The following is a 17,116-nucleotide window of genomic DNA, read 5'->3' on the forward strand; positions in this document are numbered from 1 at the left end:
CCCCAGCCATAGCCCTTCATAGAAAATCGACGAAACCTAAGATCCTTTATAGATACGAAGGTTTTTCGATTTCCATCTCATTTAGTCTGTCTCATAGATTGCATAGACGACGAGGTTGTGCACTCCCATCGCTTCAAGTTCACGGTGCAGTCCGTAGCCAAAGGGGCCAGCTTCGTAGCAGCTGTAGACTTCTACGGCGAGTTCCTGCTGCCGGGAAATCCAGGCAATGAGCTTCTCACGGTTAAACCGTTGCGCTGGCTGGGGAGTGTCGGATCCCATCTGGCGGACGACGACTTGTTTTTCCGTGTGAACATCAATGCCGAGAAAGATGACTTCAATCTTGGCGGACTTGTTTTGGGGTGTTATGGGTTTATTTGACATGGTGGTTAGGTTTAGTTGTTTCAAGCTCTTCATTTTGAGCACTTGAAGCATAGCGATTCGATTATCGAACCGCCAGACCTATCCCCATGTTATCTTTCTCCTCCTCGCATGATGCTCTCGACCACCTCACCCAAAAAGCAAATTCCTAGCAGTATCGCCAGCGGAGTGCTATTCATGCGCCGAAATCGGCTAGGGCACATTGCGACTCACGAATGACCACGCACGTAGTAGGCGTTTGGGCTAAAAAGGGGCCAGTAGTGCCGAATCTTTTATCCTCTATCTATCAATCCACAAAAATTATGAAACGAATTGCCATTAATTTATGCATTGCAGTTGCTGCAATTGCATTCTCTTCGCACACCGTATCTGCCGATCCGATTAAAGTAGCATGTATTGGTGACAGCATCACCTTCGGTGCCGGCGTGAAGGATCGCGCAGAAAATGCATACCCAGCCCAACTGCAGAATCTTCTCGGTTCAACCTACAAAGTCAGTAACTGTGGCACAAGCGGCATTCAAATGCGGAACTACCTCAAACGTTGGCAAGACAAAATCACGGTAATCCAACCCGATATTGTTACCATCAAACTTGGCACGAACGATACACATTACCGCGACTTTAAAAAACCAGATAATAAAAAGATATTTGATACCAAATATCGTGATGCCACGCTTGAGCTACTAGAGTTTTTAACTGGGCTCAAAAGCAAACCCAAAATCTACCTTTGTTATCCAATACCATTCTTCAAGTCTAAGGACAAAGAAAAGTCGATCGTAGAAGACATCATTCCGGCTTTAGCGGCTATCGCCAAAGAGAAAGACCTGCCTACCATTGACCTACATAAAGCGCTCGAAGGCAAAGGCAACCTGGTCCCGGATGGCGTACACCCCGGTGCGGAAGGTCAAACCATTCTTGCTAAAACAGTAGCCGCCGCACTCAAAGAACCAAAGCCCGAGAAAAAGGAGCGTGCACCACTCTATAATTTCCGCAACAGCGATGGCTCCCAATCATTTAAAGCTAGGCTCAAGAGCTATGATGCTGCCACGGGCAAAGTCACCGCCATTAAGGCTAACGGCAGTCTCACTAGCTTCAACATAGACATTCTCCATCCAGATGATCAGAAGTATGTGAAGGCGCAAAACTAACAACGAACACTTAGGAACAGCAGATCGGTGTAGAAAACTTTTAGGTTTTTGAACCCCAAATAGGGGCATAGAAATGTATCATCGTCGTCTTACCCCCATTTCCTCTGCTAAGCTCCCCTCATGCCCCGACAAGCTAACCAGTTATTGCTAGGAATTTGCTTTTTGGGTGAGGTGGTCGGAGGGGCTTTCATGAGGTGATAAGGGGGTTGATACGCTCGATAGCCGACACCAATTCCCGTGTTGGTGCTTTTGTCCGATTCATTGATAAAGATTGCAATTGCTAGGAATTTGCTTTTTGGGTGAGGTGGTCGGAGGGGCTTTCATGAGGTGATAAGGGGGTTGCGGGGGAAAAGAGGGGGCGTATGAATTAAGAATGGTGAATTTTGAATGATGAATGAATGCGGACGGATCGGCTGTATGTGGTTTTACAGCCATCCTGAAGGCTTCATGCGGAATTACACGTGATTCACGTTAGATGCAAATGTAGTCCCCTTACCCGCCGTGCCAAGAAAAATTTTAGCAACGGGTGTTTTTGAATGATGTTGTAAACGGGGGTTATGTGGGATCGAGAACCAGGGTGCGTCCATCGCCGAGCGGGATTTCTTTGGGCTGCCAGGCGGGGGTTTGGTCATACTGTCTGGAATCATCCCCTACAGGCTTCCTTTCCTGGTTGAACCAGTTCAGGTCCGGTTCGTCATCGGGGATCCATTCCTTGATGGCTTGCAGGGTGGCTCGATGGGTTCCATGGTTTGATTCGCCCGCCCCGCCGGCGGGCTCACCCTGCGGGCTTCGGCTTCGCCTCCGTCCAAAAACGCCTACAAGCCTTCGGCGTTTTTCAATGTCGAAGGGCGGCGGCGGTGGACGGGGAAGATGGATGATGCCTTCCCACAGACCGTGGAGGCGGAGGAAAAATTCGATTTCACCCGGACGCAGGTGGGTGCGGACGTGCTGCATGTTGCCCTTGCAGCAGGGACACTGGAGCGGGTCGCCACCCCAGACCTTGAGGATGAGATCGCGCCAAAGGGGCCGCATGTCGCGGGCTCGGCGTTTGGGTGGTGCGGGAATAAGGAGGAGCTGGGTGGATGTTGGAGGTTTCGAGGGTGGCTTGGTTTTTACAGGGCGGAGGATGGGTGCGGAGCTACGCGGGTTGATGCCGCGGGATTTGTTGGAATAGATGCCGTAGTAGCGGACGGTTTGCTGGCCTTTGGGCGGGAGGTGGTCGATGGCGGCGGCGATGAAGTCGGGGGCTTTAAAGATCTGGAAGTTGCGTTTGATGTTGTGGTGACGCTTGGATCGGTAAATGACGGTTTTGCTGCTGGCGTTCCAAGTAATTTTCTGGAGAGAGAACGGGTGGCGTAGGAGGTATTGTGCCAAGCGTTCGCGGCCAGCGGTATCGTCCGGGGCGATGGGTTCTTCGCCACCATTGTCGATATTGAAGCCGGAGTGTTTCCAGGCGCGGAGCTGATCAAGCTTCCTCGGGCTGATAAGTTTGGCTTCGCACAGGTTGTGGAGAAAGCGGTGGCGGAAGAGTTGATTCAGGGCCGCCCCACGGCCCTTCACCCCTGCGGGGCACGTCACCCGCTGCGCGGGTTCCTGTCCAAAACGCCTACAGGCCTTCAGCGTTTTTCAATGGCGGGGGCGAGGGATTCTTCTGGCATGCAGTGGAAGGTGCCGTCGGGGGTGAAGAGTCCATCGGCGGCTAGGATATGGAGGTGGGGGTGGAAGATGAGGTAGTCGCCGAAGGTGTGGACGGCGGCGACGGCACCGATGCGTCCGTCGGGGAGGTTGAGTCGTGTGCGGAAGGTATCCTGCAGGGTGGCTGTGGCGGTGTGGAACAGGAGGGTGAGGAGCCTGCGTCGTTTGCGGAAGATGCCGCGCAGGATTCTGGGGATGGTGAAGACGAACTGACGGTGAGGAACATCATGGCAGACGCATGTGGCGATCCATCCGCTGGCACTGCGGACGCGACGCTGGTGGCACGCGGGGCAGAAGTGGCGGCGCTTGCAGGTGAAGGCGAGCAGTTTTTCGTGGCCGCAGTCGGGGCATTGGAGGCGGGTGAAGCCAGCAGCGAGGTCGCCGCAGCGAAGGAATGACTCGACGGTGGCTATGGTGCCTGTACGTAGCGGTCCGAGGTTCTTGCGGTGGTGCTACTCGTAGTCTGTGAGAAAATCATCCCACCCGTGGTGGACGATTTGACTTCGTCTATGCAGTTTGGGCTCCGCCAGGCTTAGATGCCGCTCATCGCGGCATGGCATTGCCAGAGGGGCGAGGCACGCGGGCGGCGGGGTTGGTAGATGGACGGCATATAGTATGTTCATACGAACAATGTCTATGCAGGTCAAGACGGGGACGAAAGCTTCGTTTATCCTGATGATTTGTATTCTGGTGGGATTGCTTTCCTGGTTGAACCAGTTCAGATCCGGTTCGTCATTGGGAACGCTCCCGCCGCATCTATGCGGCGAATGGCGAAAAACAAGATCCGGAGGAGGGTCTTGCAGTCTGCATAGCCAGAGCGGAGCGTCGGCAATCCATTCCTTGATGGCCTGCTAGGGTCTCCCCTCCCCCTTGAAAATTGCAAATTTCTGGCAATCCAATGAATGATGCTGTGGCACAGATACGTATCTGTCGCTGGAGCAGCTTAGCAGAGCAAAGGCTAGGCCGCTCGAAACGGCCGAGCCGATAGGCGTAGCACCATCCGTTAAAATACAAATTCTCTTTCAAAACACATCCAATGAAACTCTTCAAATACATACTGATCGCCATGCTATTGCCCTGCTGCATGGTGGAGGCGCAGATCAAGGAATCGGAACAAAAAGATTTCAGAAATCGGCTGTCCAAACTGCATACCAAGATTGATACGGTTTCCAGTGCTTTGGAAGAAGTCGAAGGTTTTCCAAAGAAGTCGGGGATGATCGATTTGCAGGTTGCCAGGTTCTTTGCCGAGTATGTGGCATGGGAGCTGGAGCATCCGGAGCTGACGGCAGAGGCGTTGGGCAGTAGTGAGTTTTTCAAGAAGATCGAACTTGATGAGGCCGAATGCCTGAGGCGCTATCGGGCACATATCAATCGTGAACTGACCGGCTCGATCGAGATACTTGACCAGGCACTTGGGCGTATCGGTTCAAAGAAAAAATGGCCGGAGGTGAAGGAAATCGAGTGGGATAAAGCGGTCTATCAGGATAACTTTTTCAGGGTTAACGGCGAGCCGGTGTTTTTCGGTGGGTTCAACCTGCTGCTGTCGATGGGGGTGACCAATGCTAGCCATTTTCCCGGATGGGAAAAGAAGGATAATGCATATATCAAAGAGTTTCTGCCGAAGATGCGAAAGATCGGTGTGGGGATTCTCGGCAGCTCGACAAGTGTCCCGGCTTTGCTGAAGAAGGATGGCACGGTGAACATGGTTGCCATTAGAAAACTTGCCAAATCGATCAAACAATACGGAGAGATGGGTTTCAAGGTCGATGTCATGCTCCACTGGGGAGGAGACAAGAAGATCCTAGAGAAGTTCTGGCCGGGGATTACCAAGTATTACGCCAATGGAGTCTCCCTCGACATCGATCATCCAGGAACCAAGGTGATGATCGCGAAGGTAATGGCCGAACTGATGCCAGCCCTTAAGGAGCTGGATGCGATTGCCTCCTGGGACCTTGCCAATGAACCATTCTTCGACATGGACATGTGGAGCGAACACACGCTGCGGAAATATCATACGTGGCTAACAGATCAGCATGGCACGATCGAAAAACTCAATAAAGTATGGCAAACGAGCTATGAAAACTACGCCGCTATCCCCTTCCCCAAGGACTTGACCGATGAGCGACCTTCGCCGGCGCAATGGTATGACAGAGTGACATTTCACAACCGCAGAGTGACCGACTTTTTTGAGTTCGCTCAAAGTCAAATCAAGAAATATATCCCGGACGCCGTGGTTCATCTTAAGGGGCAGGACAACTCGAGCCTTGGGCCGATGGACGGGTCCGTCACCGACGGAATCGACCGGGAAATGCTGACACCTTCGGCGAGTCTGCACGGGCTCGACACCAGACCGCTACCGGTAACCGAAAAGCGTATGGCGGCCGGCAACAAGGGACGCAATCCGAATCAAATCCTCCACTACGACGAATCCCCGTATGGTTTCCATTGGTTGGGGCAATCGTTTTTGTATGACTATCTAACATCACTCAAGCCTTACAGGCCGATCATCGATTTCGAATACCATGCGTTTTCAATCAACGCGATACGCATTCCGGATATGAAACAAAGCCATTCGAGTGCTTCTCTGTGGCTAGCGCACCTGCATGGTCTTGTCGGGAATATGGCGTGGTATTGGCAGCAACGGTACGGACCGTATCCATTCCCTCACGAACATTTCAAGGTGTGGTTTTACGGTAGTCTGTCTGCTCAGCCACTGGTCGCTACGGAGTATTTTCAGACGATGCTGAACTTGAATACCTTCTCGCGTGAAGTCGAGGCCCTCGCGTCCGTCGACACAAAACCGGTTCGTCTATTTGTCTCCAAACCCTCGTACATTCAAAACCGTTCACACATCGATGCTCTTCACAGGGCTTATGAGGGCGTGTGTTTCCAGGGCCTTAGAGTTGGATTTCTAACTGAGCAGGAACTCGCACGCAGCGGTGCTGATGGAGATTGTAAAATGATTATCATCCCCGATGCGGAATTTGTCAGTGCAGAGGCATTGCAGGCGCTGGAAAAAGCCAAGAAATCAGGAGTGCAGCTCATCCGATTTGGCAAAATAAAGACCACACGCGATGCGCACGGACTTGCACATCCGCCGGAGTTGATCGCATTTTTAAAGGAGGTTCCAGTTGTTGCTTATGCGGATGCGCGCGCATTGTCTAACCAATTTGAAAAACTGCTAAAACCTATCACCTCCGATTTGAAGGTGCGGGTTACCCACACTGATGGCAGCAACGCATTTGGGGTGATGCACCGGCAGGCGGTGGTGAATGGCAAGCGGGTATTGTTACTTGTCAACGTTTCTGACAAACCCGTCGAGGTTCAGCTGCGTTCAAAAAAATCCCAATTTGTGGACGGTTTCGATAGGCTAAACAGCGAGCCAGTCAAAGGAGCCAGCATCAAACTACCCTTCCAGGGAGTTCGTCTGATAGATATTTCATTATAATAAAATCAGCATTCGTATTCCCGACTTGATCAGCTGGATTGCGATGATCGCTCGGGCCAAGGGTGCCCGTTTTATACCATCTTCACAGTTATACTGGATCAATAGTTGTACTCTTATTCTTTGTATTTGCAGCAAAGCTGATTTGGAGAGGGCTAAACAATACAGCGAGATTAGCTTCGTTCGTTGTCAGTTGCATAGCTCGCTATGCGTCTTCCTCCCGCCTTGCTACTCTCACCGTCTTGTTTCGCTATTAATCCACTCTAACTATTCAAATGGTATTATTTCTTCTTGGGTCCATGGTTCGCCTTTTCCCGTCCGTCAAAGTATTTGTCTCGGATCCACTTCGGCTGCCAGACATCGAGCACTCTTTTGACCTTGGAGTAATCCACTTTAAGCGGTTGGGGCTTGGTGACGGACAGAGGGTCTTTGTCGCCGACCTTCCGACGCCATTTTCCCATTAGATTGGTCAGTTCCTTCACCTTTTCCGGATGGCTTGCTAACAGATTGTTAGTTTCGTCGGGGTTGCTTTCAAGATCGAACAATAACTGATGGTTGATTTGTGGGTAAATATGCAATTTCCACCGACCGTCATTCACCGCTCTTTGATTATTCTGAAATGGCAGGAACAAGGAATCCCGTAGAGTTTCTTTTTCCCCTCGAATCAGCGGCAGCAGGTTTTTGGATGTCACTCCATCTGGTGTCGGGATATTTGCAAAATCACAGATGGTGGCATAGAGGTCGTGCACGTAGGTGAATGCGTTGGATTTCCCCTTGGCGATGCCCGTTCCGTTAATAATAAGTGGGGAACTCATGCTCTGCTCATACACATTCTGCTTTCCCAGCAGCCCGTGGCTTCCCATCGCCAATCCGTGGTCGGCAGTGTAAATGATGATGGTGTTTTCAGCGTGGGGGCTTTCTTCAACACTTTTCACGATGCGTCCGACCTGTTCATCGAGATGGGTGACTAAACCATAATATTCACAAAGTTGATCACTGATGACGGCTTTGGTTCTCGGCCACGGCGCCAAACATTCATCCCGCCCCATCCCTCGCATGGGCATGTTGCTGAATGGATGCTCGGGCAGGAAATTCTTCGGTAACGGCGGTCGATTCTTGTAGTAAATCTGCCGGTATTTTTCAGGTGGATTCCGTGGGTCGTGAGGCGCCGTAAATGCGACGTAAAGAAAGAAGGGTTTATTGGTCTCCGCTTTCTGAATGTAGTTGATGGCGGCACTGGCGAACTCGGCGCTGGAAAACTCTTTGGCCTTTCGTTTGTCCCCCAGCTTGCCCTGGGCGTAGTCCTGCACATAAAAATCCGCATGGTCGACCATGCCGCCCATGTAAACTGAGCTTCCCGAGGAAAAGGCACTTCGAAGAGTCTCCTGGCCGTTGTGCCATTTACCTACAATAAAGGTCTTATAATCTGCCTTATCACGCAAATACCGGGGCAGCACGGGTAAGGCACTCCAGCCGGATCCTTTGTTTCTACCCGGAATTTGTTGCCAGTGCCGACCGGTCATCAACATCGCCCGACTAGCCACGCACACGGCTCCACTAAATGATCCTGCGCAATAATTCTTCCGAAAAGAAAAACCTGAATCAGAAAGCTTGTCTAGATTCGGTGTTTGAATATGCGGGTTGCCGTGAGCTCCGATGGTGTCCGCCCTCTGATCATCGGCAAAAAGAAGAATGATGTTAGTTTTTTTGCTTTCTGCCATAAGCTTCAAGCAACCGAAAAAAACGATCGAAATGACTGAGATAATTTTCATGGAATAATACTATTGAAGGGATAATTGTTAGTTGTTTTTATGGACTGGGCCGATGGAGATTGGAGAAAGGAACTGCGGGGGCGATGCAAACAGATGAACGGTGCCGAATGAGCTGGAATCTGGCGAGAGAAAAGCAGCACAATGGCTCAAGGCTGAGAAATGGTGCAATCACACTGGCCGCACCCTAGTTCTCGACCCTACATAAACTCCCACTACAGGAAAAAATATCCTTGGTGCGGGTGGAAAGGAAACTACATTCTCATTCCAGAGAAATACACGGAATCCGACTATTTCACCGCCACCAAGGACTGAGCCCACTCATGAAGTGTGCAGGGATCTCCCTTTTGTCACGTATGACACTCACAAGATGACGAGCAAGATTGCACAATTGTTAACCAGCATACTAATGGCAACCTCGCTTGCCACGGCCCAACAACAGCTCCAACCGCTAGAGCGCATCATCATCAAGCCAGGCGAAGAGCGGGCGCAGTTCATCCTCAAGAAATCCAACAAGCCGTTCTTCGCAAAAGGGTTCAATTACATCCGCCTGCGTGGTGATCACGCAACCTTCGACGCCGATACCCAAACCACCAAGGCGAACTACGACCCGAAACAAGCCGAGGCGATGTTCCGCATTTTGAGCAAGTCGGGCTATAACACAGTGCGCGTCTTTGTCATCGGACGTAGCAAGGTCAACCCCGGCATCGCCGGAAACTATAAGTCAACAACGGCGCTCTACGAACCCTACATGGAAAACTTCCTCGACTTCCTACGGCGGGCGACACGGTACAACATCCGCGTCTTCCCAACCTTCGGAGACGGTGGCCTGCCACTGAACGCTTACTACCGTGAGAATGTCCAGGGAGGAGGACACAGCAAAAACATCTTGGTCCTCACCAAAAGAGGAATTGATGCGCGGGTTAAACACATCACGTCGTTTTTGTCCTACATCAAAAAGAAAGAACCCGCCCTGCTTCCCACCTTGCTCGGGCTGCAGTGCCAGAACGAGGCCTACCTCCGTGCCGACCAGTGGCCCTTTACCGAGAAGGAAGGCAAGTTCAAAGCCGCCAACCACAAAACTTATGATCTCTCCAAAACCGATGAGCGACAGGCTCTCATGGACGAGGGCTATCGCCATTACCATCAACGCATTGCCAAGGCGGTGAAGAGAGTTGACCCTGAGATGTTAGTTTCCGAAGGCGTCTTTGTCCCAAGAGCCGTCGGCAAAGACCCGAAAAAACACGCCGGGGTGTGGCCTAGAAAGACCAAGGACGAACGCTACCCACCCACACTAACCACCATCGGCACGGGCTCCCTCGATTTCCTCGACGTCCACTTCTATCACGTCACAGCCAACCCGAAGGAGGTGGCCAATCAGTTCCGTCGCAATCTGGAGTCGACCCACTTCTTCACCCCCGAGATGGCAGAGATCCGCAAGAAGACACCTGTAGTCATGGGCGAGTTCGGCGCCTTTGATAACCATGAAAAGACATTCGCCGCAGCGATCGATAATATCGTGCAAGTCCGCGATCTGGCAAACAAAGAAAACCTCAACGGCATGCTCTTCTGGACCTACGACAGCCGTGAGCAGGCGAGACTCTATCACGCAACCGACGACTGGGAGCTATTCTACCAAAAGATGGGAAACTTTGAACCGAAGAAATAACCGGAAATGGTTATGAGCCCCTAGCATCAAACAAACCTTCTAGGGAGTTCGATTCATCGATATTTCATTATGATCCTCTGGTTGGCCACCACCACCCGACCTTCGACACCGAGACAAAAACCCATCATTCCGACAAGATAATTGGGAGAATTGTATAAGCTAATAAGCACCTAGAAGCAATGTGTTAGTGCGTTCACAGACGCACTGAACTTGACCCTCAGCCAATGATGCTGCGCCCATGGTTTACCCCGCCATGCGGCCGCTTCAAAAACCTGCATTGACTTAGTGTTTACGAGTGGTTACATTGAAGTATTGTCGATGCCGACTATTGCTGCTAGAATTTGTTAGGAGGTCCCCTCTTTCTGCCCACGACTAGCCAATCTAGGCAGCTACACCAAGTAGAAGATAATTGGCATATTTCTTATTTGTGAAGAGAATAGCATGACCCAGAAAAAACATAACAATCCGAAGACGCCGACGAATCCGATGCCCGCTCGGCCCTCGGGGGCTGTCGACACACCGGCACCATCCTTAGCGGATAAGGAGTCCGGCCAATCCGATGATCAGCCGCTAGGCGATAATTTTCCGATCGTCGGTATTGGAGCCTCAGCTGGAGGCTTGGCGGCCTTCGAGGACTTTTTTGCCGGCATGCCCACAAAGATTGCCCCCGGGATGGCATTTATTCTGGTGCAGCATCTGGCCCCAGACCACAAGAGTTTGCTGAGCGATCTCGTCCAGCGATACACCCGCATGGATGTCTTCGAGGTTAATGACGGAATGGTAGTCCGGCCCAACTGCGTCTACATCATCCCTCCGGGCCGAGACATGGCGTTTCTGAATGGCTCCCTACAATTGCTTGAACCCAGTGCGCCCCATGGCCAGCGACTGCCGATAGACTTCTTCTTCCGATCCCTCGCTCAGGACCTGCACGAGCGTGCCATCGGCATCGTACTTTCAGGCACCGGTAGCGACGGCTCCCAGGGAGTGCGTGCAATCAAGGGCGAGGGCGGCATCGTGATGGCGCAAAAAATCACCTCGTGCCAGTTTGATGGCATGCCGAGCTCTGCTCTAGCAACCGGCTTGGTGGACTTCGAACTGAGCCCAGCCGAAATGCCCGAGAAGCTCATTGCCTATGCCAATCACGCCTTCAGCATAGGGACGCGGGTCGACAACGTTGAGAAATCGACGGACGAGAACGTGATGAAGAAGATCTTCATCCTACTGCGCACGCAGACTGGCCATGACTTTAGCCAGTATAAACCGAACACAGTTTATCGGCGGATCGAACGGCGCATGGCCGTCCACCAGATCACTTTGCTTGAATACTACGTTAAATATCTTCAGCAGAATCCGTCAGAGGTGGAGTCCCTGTTTCGCGATCTCTTAATCGGAGTGACCAGTTTCTTCCGCGACCCGGAAGCCTTCCAGGCGCTGCAGGACCAGGCCATCCCCAAACTTTTTGAAAGCAAGCCAGTCGGAGGCTCGATCCGGGTCTGGTGCCCGGGATGTTCCACTGGAGAAGAACCCTATTCCATCGCCATCCTGCTGTTGGAAGAAGTGGAGAAGCTAAAGAAAAACTACAGCATCCAGGTCTTTGCCACGGACATCGACAACCAAGCGATCAAAACCGCCCGTGCCGGCCTCTACCCGGCCAGCATTGCCGCAGACATTTCGCCGGAGCGCTTAGCTCGTTATTTCACGGAGGAGCAGGAGGGTCGCGGCTACCGCATCCACAAGCGCGTCCGTGACCTGCTGATCTTTTCCGAGCAGAATGTGATCAAGGATCCGCCTTTTTCCAAACTCGACCTCGTGAGTTGCCGCAACCTGCTAATCTACCTGAACGCGGAATTGCAGAAAAAGCTCATTCCCCTGTTCCACTACGCCTTGCAACCGGCCGGCATGTTGTTCCTCGGGACCTCCGAAGGGGTGGGCGAGTTTGGGGATCTCTTTGGTGTGACCGACCGCAAATTTAGGGTATTTGAGCGCAAGGAGGGTTCTCACCTCATCCGTCATCTGAGTGTGGATCGGACTCACCCACTTCATATGCTGCAAGCTGGACAGACGTCCGTTGACATGAGTCGCCCCCTGTCACGTCAGCAATCACTGCGCAAAGTGACCGAACAGGCGCTCCTGCAGGAAGTGACCCCGGTTGCCGCGCTCGTGGATCACCGCGGTGATCTGCTCTACCTGCACGGTCGAGCTGGAAGCTTCCTTGAGCCTAGCCCTGGAGAGGCTGGCACGAGTAATATCCTGAAAATGGCTCGCGAAGGATTACACACCAATCTGAGTGCAATCCTGCGCAACGCTGTACATAGCAAAAAGCTGGTGAGCAAACTAGGACTGCGGCTTAAAACCCATGGCCACTTCATTATGGTCAACCTGACTGTCCGCCCTGTGACCACGGGTCCGATCGCGTCGACCGAGGCGCCACTCTATCTCGTCATCATGCAAGAAGCCCCTCTCCCCGACCCTCCTGCGGATGTCCCAACCGATGAGCCGGGGAGCGCGGACGATATAGACCCACGCATTCTCGCCCTGCAGCACGAATTGCGGGCCAAAGACGAATACCTCCAGAGCACCCATGAGGAACTGGAAATCACGAACCAAGATCTCAAATCTTCCAACGAGGAAATGCAGTCGGTCAACGAGGAGCTGCAATCCACCATCGAGGAACTCGAGACATCTAAGGAGGAATTGCAATCGGTCAACGAGGAACTCGCCACCGTCAATGCCGAGTTGCAATCCAAGGTCGTTGACCTCTCGCGGCTGAACAACGACATGAAAAATCTCCTCGATGGCACTGGTATTGCCAGCATCTTTGTTGATCATCGCCTACGTATCCTGCGCTTCACACCCACCGCCATTGGGATCATGAACCTGATTCCCGGCGACGTGGGGAGGCCGATGGGCGACATCGTTGCCAATCTAATTGGTTATGACAGCTTGGAGAAGGATACTCAAGCTGTGCTGGACAGCCTAAAGCCTCGGGAGGTCGAGGTTCAGACGGTGGCTGGCGCATGGTTTATGATGCGCGTGATACCTTACCGCTCCTTTGAGAACATGATTGAGGGTGCCGTGGTCTCATTTATTGACATCACAGAGATGGTGCAGACGCGCGAGGCGCTGAAGAAGGCCAACTATCAGCTTCGTAGTGCGGTGATCGTGCGCGATGCCTCCGATGCCATCAGCATGCAGGATCTCGAAGGCCACATCCTCGCCTGGAACCCGGCCGCGGAGCAATTGTATGGCTGGAGCGAAGCCGAGGCGCTGCAGATGAATGTGTACGATCGGATTCCGCAGGAGTTGCAAGAGGACGCGCTGGCTCGGCTGCGTCAGCTCAGCCAGTCTAAAATTCTGAAACCTCACAAGACGCAACGGCTCAACAAAGAAGGAATGATTGTTGAGGTCACCATCGTTTCCACCGCGTTGATCGACGAGGGCGGAGAAATGTATGCCATTTCGACCACCGAACGGGCGAGAGCAGCAGTTCACAAGCAACTTCCGCGCAGCACACCATGATCGATTACAATCCAGCTCCAGACCACCCAGCCCATGCAGGGGATCCGCAGGCTCTGCGCCAGATGGCCGAGGCAATGACACGGGGAGGCGAGCCCCTTACGCCAGCCCAGATCACGGCGATGAGTTCTACCGAAGTGCTTCAAGTGCTACATGAATTACAGGTCCATCAAATCGAACTGGAGCTGCAGAACGAGGAACTGCGGCAGGCACACGAGCAACTGGAAGTTTCGCGTTCGCGATATTTCGATCTCTATCACCTCGCTCCAGTAGGCTACTGCACCATCAGCGGGCAGGGACTGATCCTGACGGCGAACCTGACAGCCTCTACCCTGCTTGGACAACCACAAAGCGAGTTGGCCAAAAAGCCGATCAACCGCTTCATCTTGGCGCAGGACCAGGACGCCTACTACTTACAACGCAAGCAACTCCTTGAAACGGGTGAGCCGCAGGCGTGCGATTTACAGATGGTAAGGCACGACAGCACATCCTTCTGGGCTCATCTGCAGTCCACCATTCAGCCGAACGGGTCCGCAGAGTCCGAGATTCTCTGCGTTCTGATCGATATTAGCGAGCGCAAGCAAGCGGAAGAATTACTGGCCATGGAGCAAGACCTACTGAGTACCCTGGTGGATTTGTTGCCCACCATGGTTTTTGTCAAAGACTGCGACAGTCGCTTTTTGCTGGCCAATGCCGCGTGCGCTCACTACATGGGCGTGTCCTCGCCTGAGGAGTTGCTTGGCAAGACCGACGCCGACTTCTATCCGTCAGAATCCTCCACGAAATTCCTCAGAGATGAGTTGAATGTGTTGCAAGGCATTCCGCTGCTGAACAGTGAACAACGCAGGGAATTCCCCGACGGTTCATGGAAGGTGCTGCTGACCAGCAAAGTGCCTAAGCTGGACAGCGAAGGGAATATCACCGGGGTGGTCGGGACCAGTTTCGACATCACGGAACGCGTGAAAAACCAGCAACTGCTGGCCTGGGAGAAGAGTGCCCTGGAATTGATTGTGAGCTCGGAGTCGCTCAGTGAGGTACTGGATCAGGTGATGCTCGGACTGGAGGCACATGCGCCGGGGGCTATTTGTTCGGTGCTGCTGCTAGATGACGACGGCGTGCATTTACGACATGGTGCCGCGCCCTCCTTGCCGGAAGCCTATAACGCGGCCATCAACGGCGTCACAATCGGTGCGGCGGTGGGATCATGCGGCACGGCCGCGTTCGAGAATCGCCGGGTCGTGGTCAACGACATCGCCAGCGATCCCCTTTGGGCCGACTACCGCGATCTCGCCCTCGAACACGGCCTGCGTGCCTGCTGGTCCACTCCGATCCACTGCCTCGAGGGGAAAGTTCTGGGTACCTTTGCCATCTACTATCGAGAGCCCCGCAGGCCAACCGCAGCCGAGATAGATCTAACCGAACGGGCGGTGCATGTGGTCCAGCTCGCCATCGACCGCGTGAGGTCATCGGAGGAACTCCGGAAGTTCAGCGCCAAACTGGAACAGCGGGTGGAGCAACGTACCGCGGATCTGCAAACGGTCAACGCATCGCTCAATGACTTCAAGGCTGCGCTCGACGAACACGCGCTGGTCTCCGTCACCGACGCGGAAGGTATCATCACCTACGCCAACGCCAAGTTTTGTGGGATTTCCAAATACCTGCGGTCGGAATTGATCGGCAATGATCACCGCATAGGCAATTCCGGGTATCATCCAAAGGCATTTTTCCAAGACCTCTGGGAGACGATCATCAGTGGCCAGGTGTGGAAGGGAGAAATCCGGAATCGCGCCAAGGATGGCTCGTTCTATTGGGTCGACACCACTGTCGTCCCCTTTCTCGACCCGGACGGCAAGCCACTCCAGTTCATGTCCATCCACGCCGACATCACCCGGCGGAAGAATGCCCAAGACGATTTACTCCTCAGCAAGGCGCGTATGGGCATCGCGACCGAGGCCGCCGATATGGGAGTGTGGGAGTGGGATATTAAGAGCGGCATGGTCACGTGGGACGAGCGCATGTTCGAGATCTTCGGCCAGTCGGTCACCCCGGACGGGGCGACCACCTACGAGAATTGGCAGAACCTGGTCCTGCCGGAAGATCTTGCGGAGAACGAGGAGCGCCTGCAGCGGACCATCGCGACCTGCGGGCGCGACCAGCGTGAGTTTCGGGTCGTTCGCCCATCAGACGGGGCAGTGCGAGTCATCCATGCAGCCGAAGTGGTGATTCCCGGACCCGACGGCAAGGCAGCACGCATGGTAGGCATCAATCGCGACATCACCAAGCGCTGGCGGAACGAGCAGAAGATCACCAAGCTCAACGCCAATCTCGAGAGTCGCGCCGCCGAACTGCAAACCATCAACAAGGAGCTTGAGTCATTCAGCTATTCCATCTCGCACGACCTGCGCGCCCCCCTGCGAGCCATCACCGGATTCGCCCGCATGGTGCTCGAAGAGCATTCCGAGCAGCTCAACACAGAGGGGCAGCGCATGCTCGGCGTGGTCCAAAGCGAGGCCCGGCGCATGGGCCATCTCATCGACGACCTGCTGACCTTTTCACGCCTCGGACGACAGAGCATCGAGATCTGTAAGATCGATATGGAGTCCATGGCCCGGGAGGTCTTCGATGAGTTGGCTGCCCGCGCTCCCGAGCGCAAGTTGCAGCTTAATCTTCACGCCCTCCCCCCCGCCCACGGCACCGATTCAATGATCCGCCAAGTGTGGATCAACCTCATAAGCAACGCCCTCAAGTTCACAAGGAAACGTGAGACCGGCGAAGTCGAGATCGGCTCGCAGAAGGGCCAAGACGGCGAGGTGATTTATTACGTCAATGACAACGGAGCCGGCTTTGATATGGGTTATTATGAGAAGCTCTTTGGCGTCTTTCAACGCCTGCACAGTCAGCAGGAATTCTCAGGGATCGGGGTGGGTCTAGCCCTCGTACAGCGGGTCGTGCAACGACACGGAGGTCGCGTTTGGGCCGAGTCAGAAGTAGATCACGGTGCGACCTTTTTTTTTCACTTTAGGAAATAAAAAATTATGAGCTCAGCACTGGAAATCTTACTTGTAGAAGACAACCCGAATGACGGGGAACTCGTGATCAGGGCTCTAAAAACGAATAATCTCGCGGAGCATATTGTTCATGTCACCGACGGCCAGGCTGCGCTCGATTTTCTGTATGGCTCAGGTGCCTACGAGGGGCGCGATGTCAACCAGCAACCCAAGCTCGTGCTGCTCGACTTGAAACTCCCGAAGATCGACGGAATCGAAGTCCTGCGCCGGATCAGAGCGCAGCAATCCACGAAACTGCTCAATATCGTGATCCTCACCTCATCGAATGAAATTCAGGATATCGAGGCATGCTACCGGTATGGAGCCAATAGCTATATAGTCAAACCAGTCGACTTCGAATCACTCGTTAAGACGGTGAGTACAGTAGGGATGTATTGGATGAAAATCAACGTATCCCCCATCAATTCCACTTCCAATTGTTAACCCCA

Annotated in this window: 10 protein-coding genes; 6 read left to right on the plus strand and 4 right to left on the minus strand. The window is 53.3% G+C overall.

What is annotated here, in order from left to right:
• Nucleotides 1-81: 81 nt before the first annotated feature.
• Nucleotides 82-381, minus strand: a complete 300-nt coding sequence (locus tag BSZ32_RS01155; RefSeq protein WP_129589525.1) for a hypothetical protein — start codon at nucleotides 379-381, stop codon at nucleotides 82-84.
• A gap of 299 nt (nucleotides 382-680) precedes the next feature.
• Between BSZ32_RS01155 and BSZ32_RS01160 the strand changes: the two genes are divergently transcribed.
• Nucleotides 681-1,526, plus strand: a complete 846-nt coding sequence (locus BSZ32_RS01160; RefSeq protein WP_165788566.1) for a GDSL-type esterase/lipase family protein — start codon at nucleotides 681-683, stop codon at nucleotides 1,524-1,526.
• Nucleotides 1,527-2,081: 555 nt separating this feature from the next.
• Here BSZ32_RS01160 and BSZ32_RS01165 read toward each other — a convergent pair.
• Together BSZ32_RS01165 and BSZ32_RS20460 are read right to left on the minus strand one after the other, a co-directional pair.
• Nucleotides 2,082-3,104, minus strand: coding sequence for a transposase (locus BSZ32_RS01165; protein WP_165788567.1), 1,023 nt, complete (start codon nucleotides 3,102-3,104; stop codon nucleotides 2,082-2,084).
• Between the two features lie 38 nt (nucleotides 3,105-3,142).
• Nucleotides 3,143-3,634: a transposase zinc-binding domain-containing protein gene (locus BSZ32_RS20460; RefSeq protein ID WP_425500439.1), complete on the minus strand. Its 492-nt coding sequence runs from the start codon at nucleotides 3,632-3,634 to the stop codon at nucleotides 3,143-3,145.
• 623 nt (nucleotides 3,635-4,257) lie between these two features.
• Between BSZ32_RS20460 and BSZ32_RS01175 the strand changes: the two genes are divergently transcribed.
• Complete coding sequence (locus BSZ32_RS01175) at nucleotides 4,258-6,669, plus strand: beta-galactosidase (protein ID WP_105041725.1); 2,412 nt, start codon at nucleotides 4,258-4,260, stop codon at nucleotides 6,667-6,669.
• A 278-nt stretch (nucleotides 6,670-6,947) separates the two neighbouring features.
• Here the strand turns inward: BSZ32_RS01175 and BSZ32_RS01180 are convergent, their stop codons facing one another.
• The gene (locus BSZ32_RS01180; protein ID WP_206018682.1) at nucleotides 6,948-8,387 is read right to left on the minus strand and encodes a sulfatase family protein; all 1,440 of its coding nucleotides are present in this window, start codon (nucleotides 8,385-8,387) and stop codon (nucleotides 6,948-6,950) included.
• A gap of 457 nt (nucleotides 8,388-8,844) precedes the next feature.
• Here BSZ32_RS01180 and BSZ32_RS01185 point away from each other — a divergent pair, with 457 nt between their 5' ends.
• The 4 genes from BSZ32_RS01185 (at nucleotide 8,845) to BSZ32_RS01200 (ending at nucleotide 17,111) form a co-directional block, all read left to right on the plus strand.
• Nucleotides 8,845-10,104: a glycoside hydrolase family protein gene (locus BSZ32_RS01185; RefSeq protein WP_105041727.1), complete on the plus strand. Its 1,260-nt coding sequence runs from the start codon at nucleotides 8,845-8,847 to the stop codon at nucleotides 10,102-10,104.
• 441 nt (nucleotides 10,105-10,545) lie between these two features.
• Complete coding sequence (locus BSZ32_RS01190) at nucleotides 10,546-13,623, plus strand: chemotaxis protein CheB (protein WP_206018683.1); 3,078 nt, start codon at nucleotides 10,546-10,548, stop codon at nucleotides 13,621-13,623.
• Entirely contained in the window at nucleotides 13,620-16,649 is a 3,030-nt protein-coding gene (locus tag BSZ32_RS01195) for a PAS domain S-box protein (RefSeq protein WP_105041728.1), read from the plus strand. The genes BSZ32_RS01190 and BSZ32_RS01195 overlap by 4 nt, the downstream gene beginning before the upstream one ends.
• 6 nt (nucleotides 16,650-16,655) lie before the next feature.
• Nucleotides 16,656-17,111, plus strand: a complete 456-nt coding sequence (locus tag BSZ32_RS01200) for a response regulator (RefSeq protein WP_105041729.1) — start codon at nucleotides 16,656-16,658, stop codon at nucleotides 17,109-17,111.
• Nucleotides 17,112-17,116 lie beyond the last annotated feature (5 nt).

This window comes from Rubritalea profundi (assembly GCF_002954445.1).
In the GTDB taxonomy this organism is placed as follows: domain Bacteria; phylum Verrucomicrobiota; class Verrucomicrobiia; order Verrucomicrobiales; family Akkermansiaceae; genus Rubritalea; species Rubritalea profundi.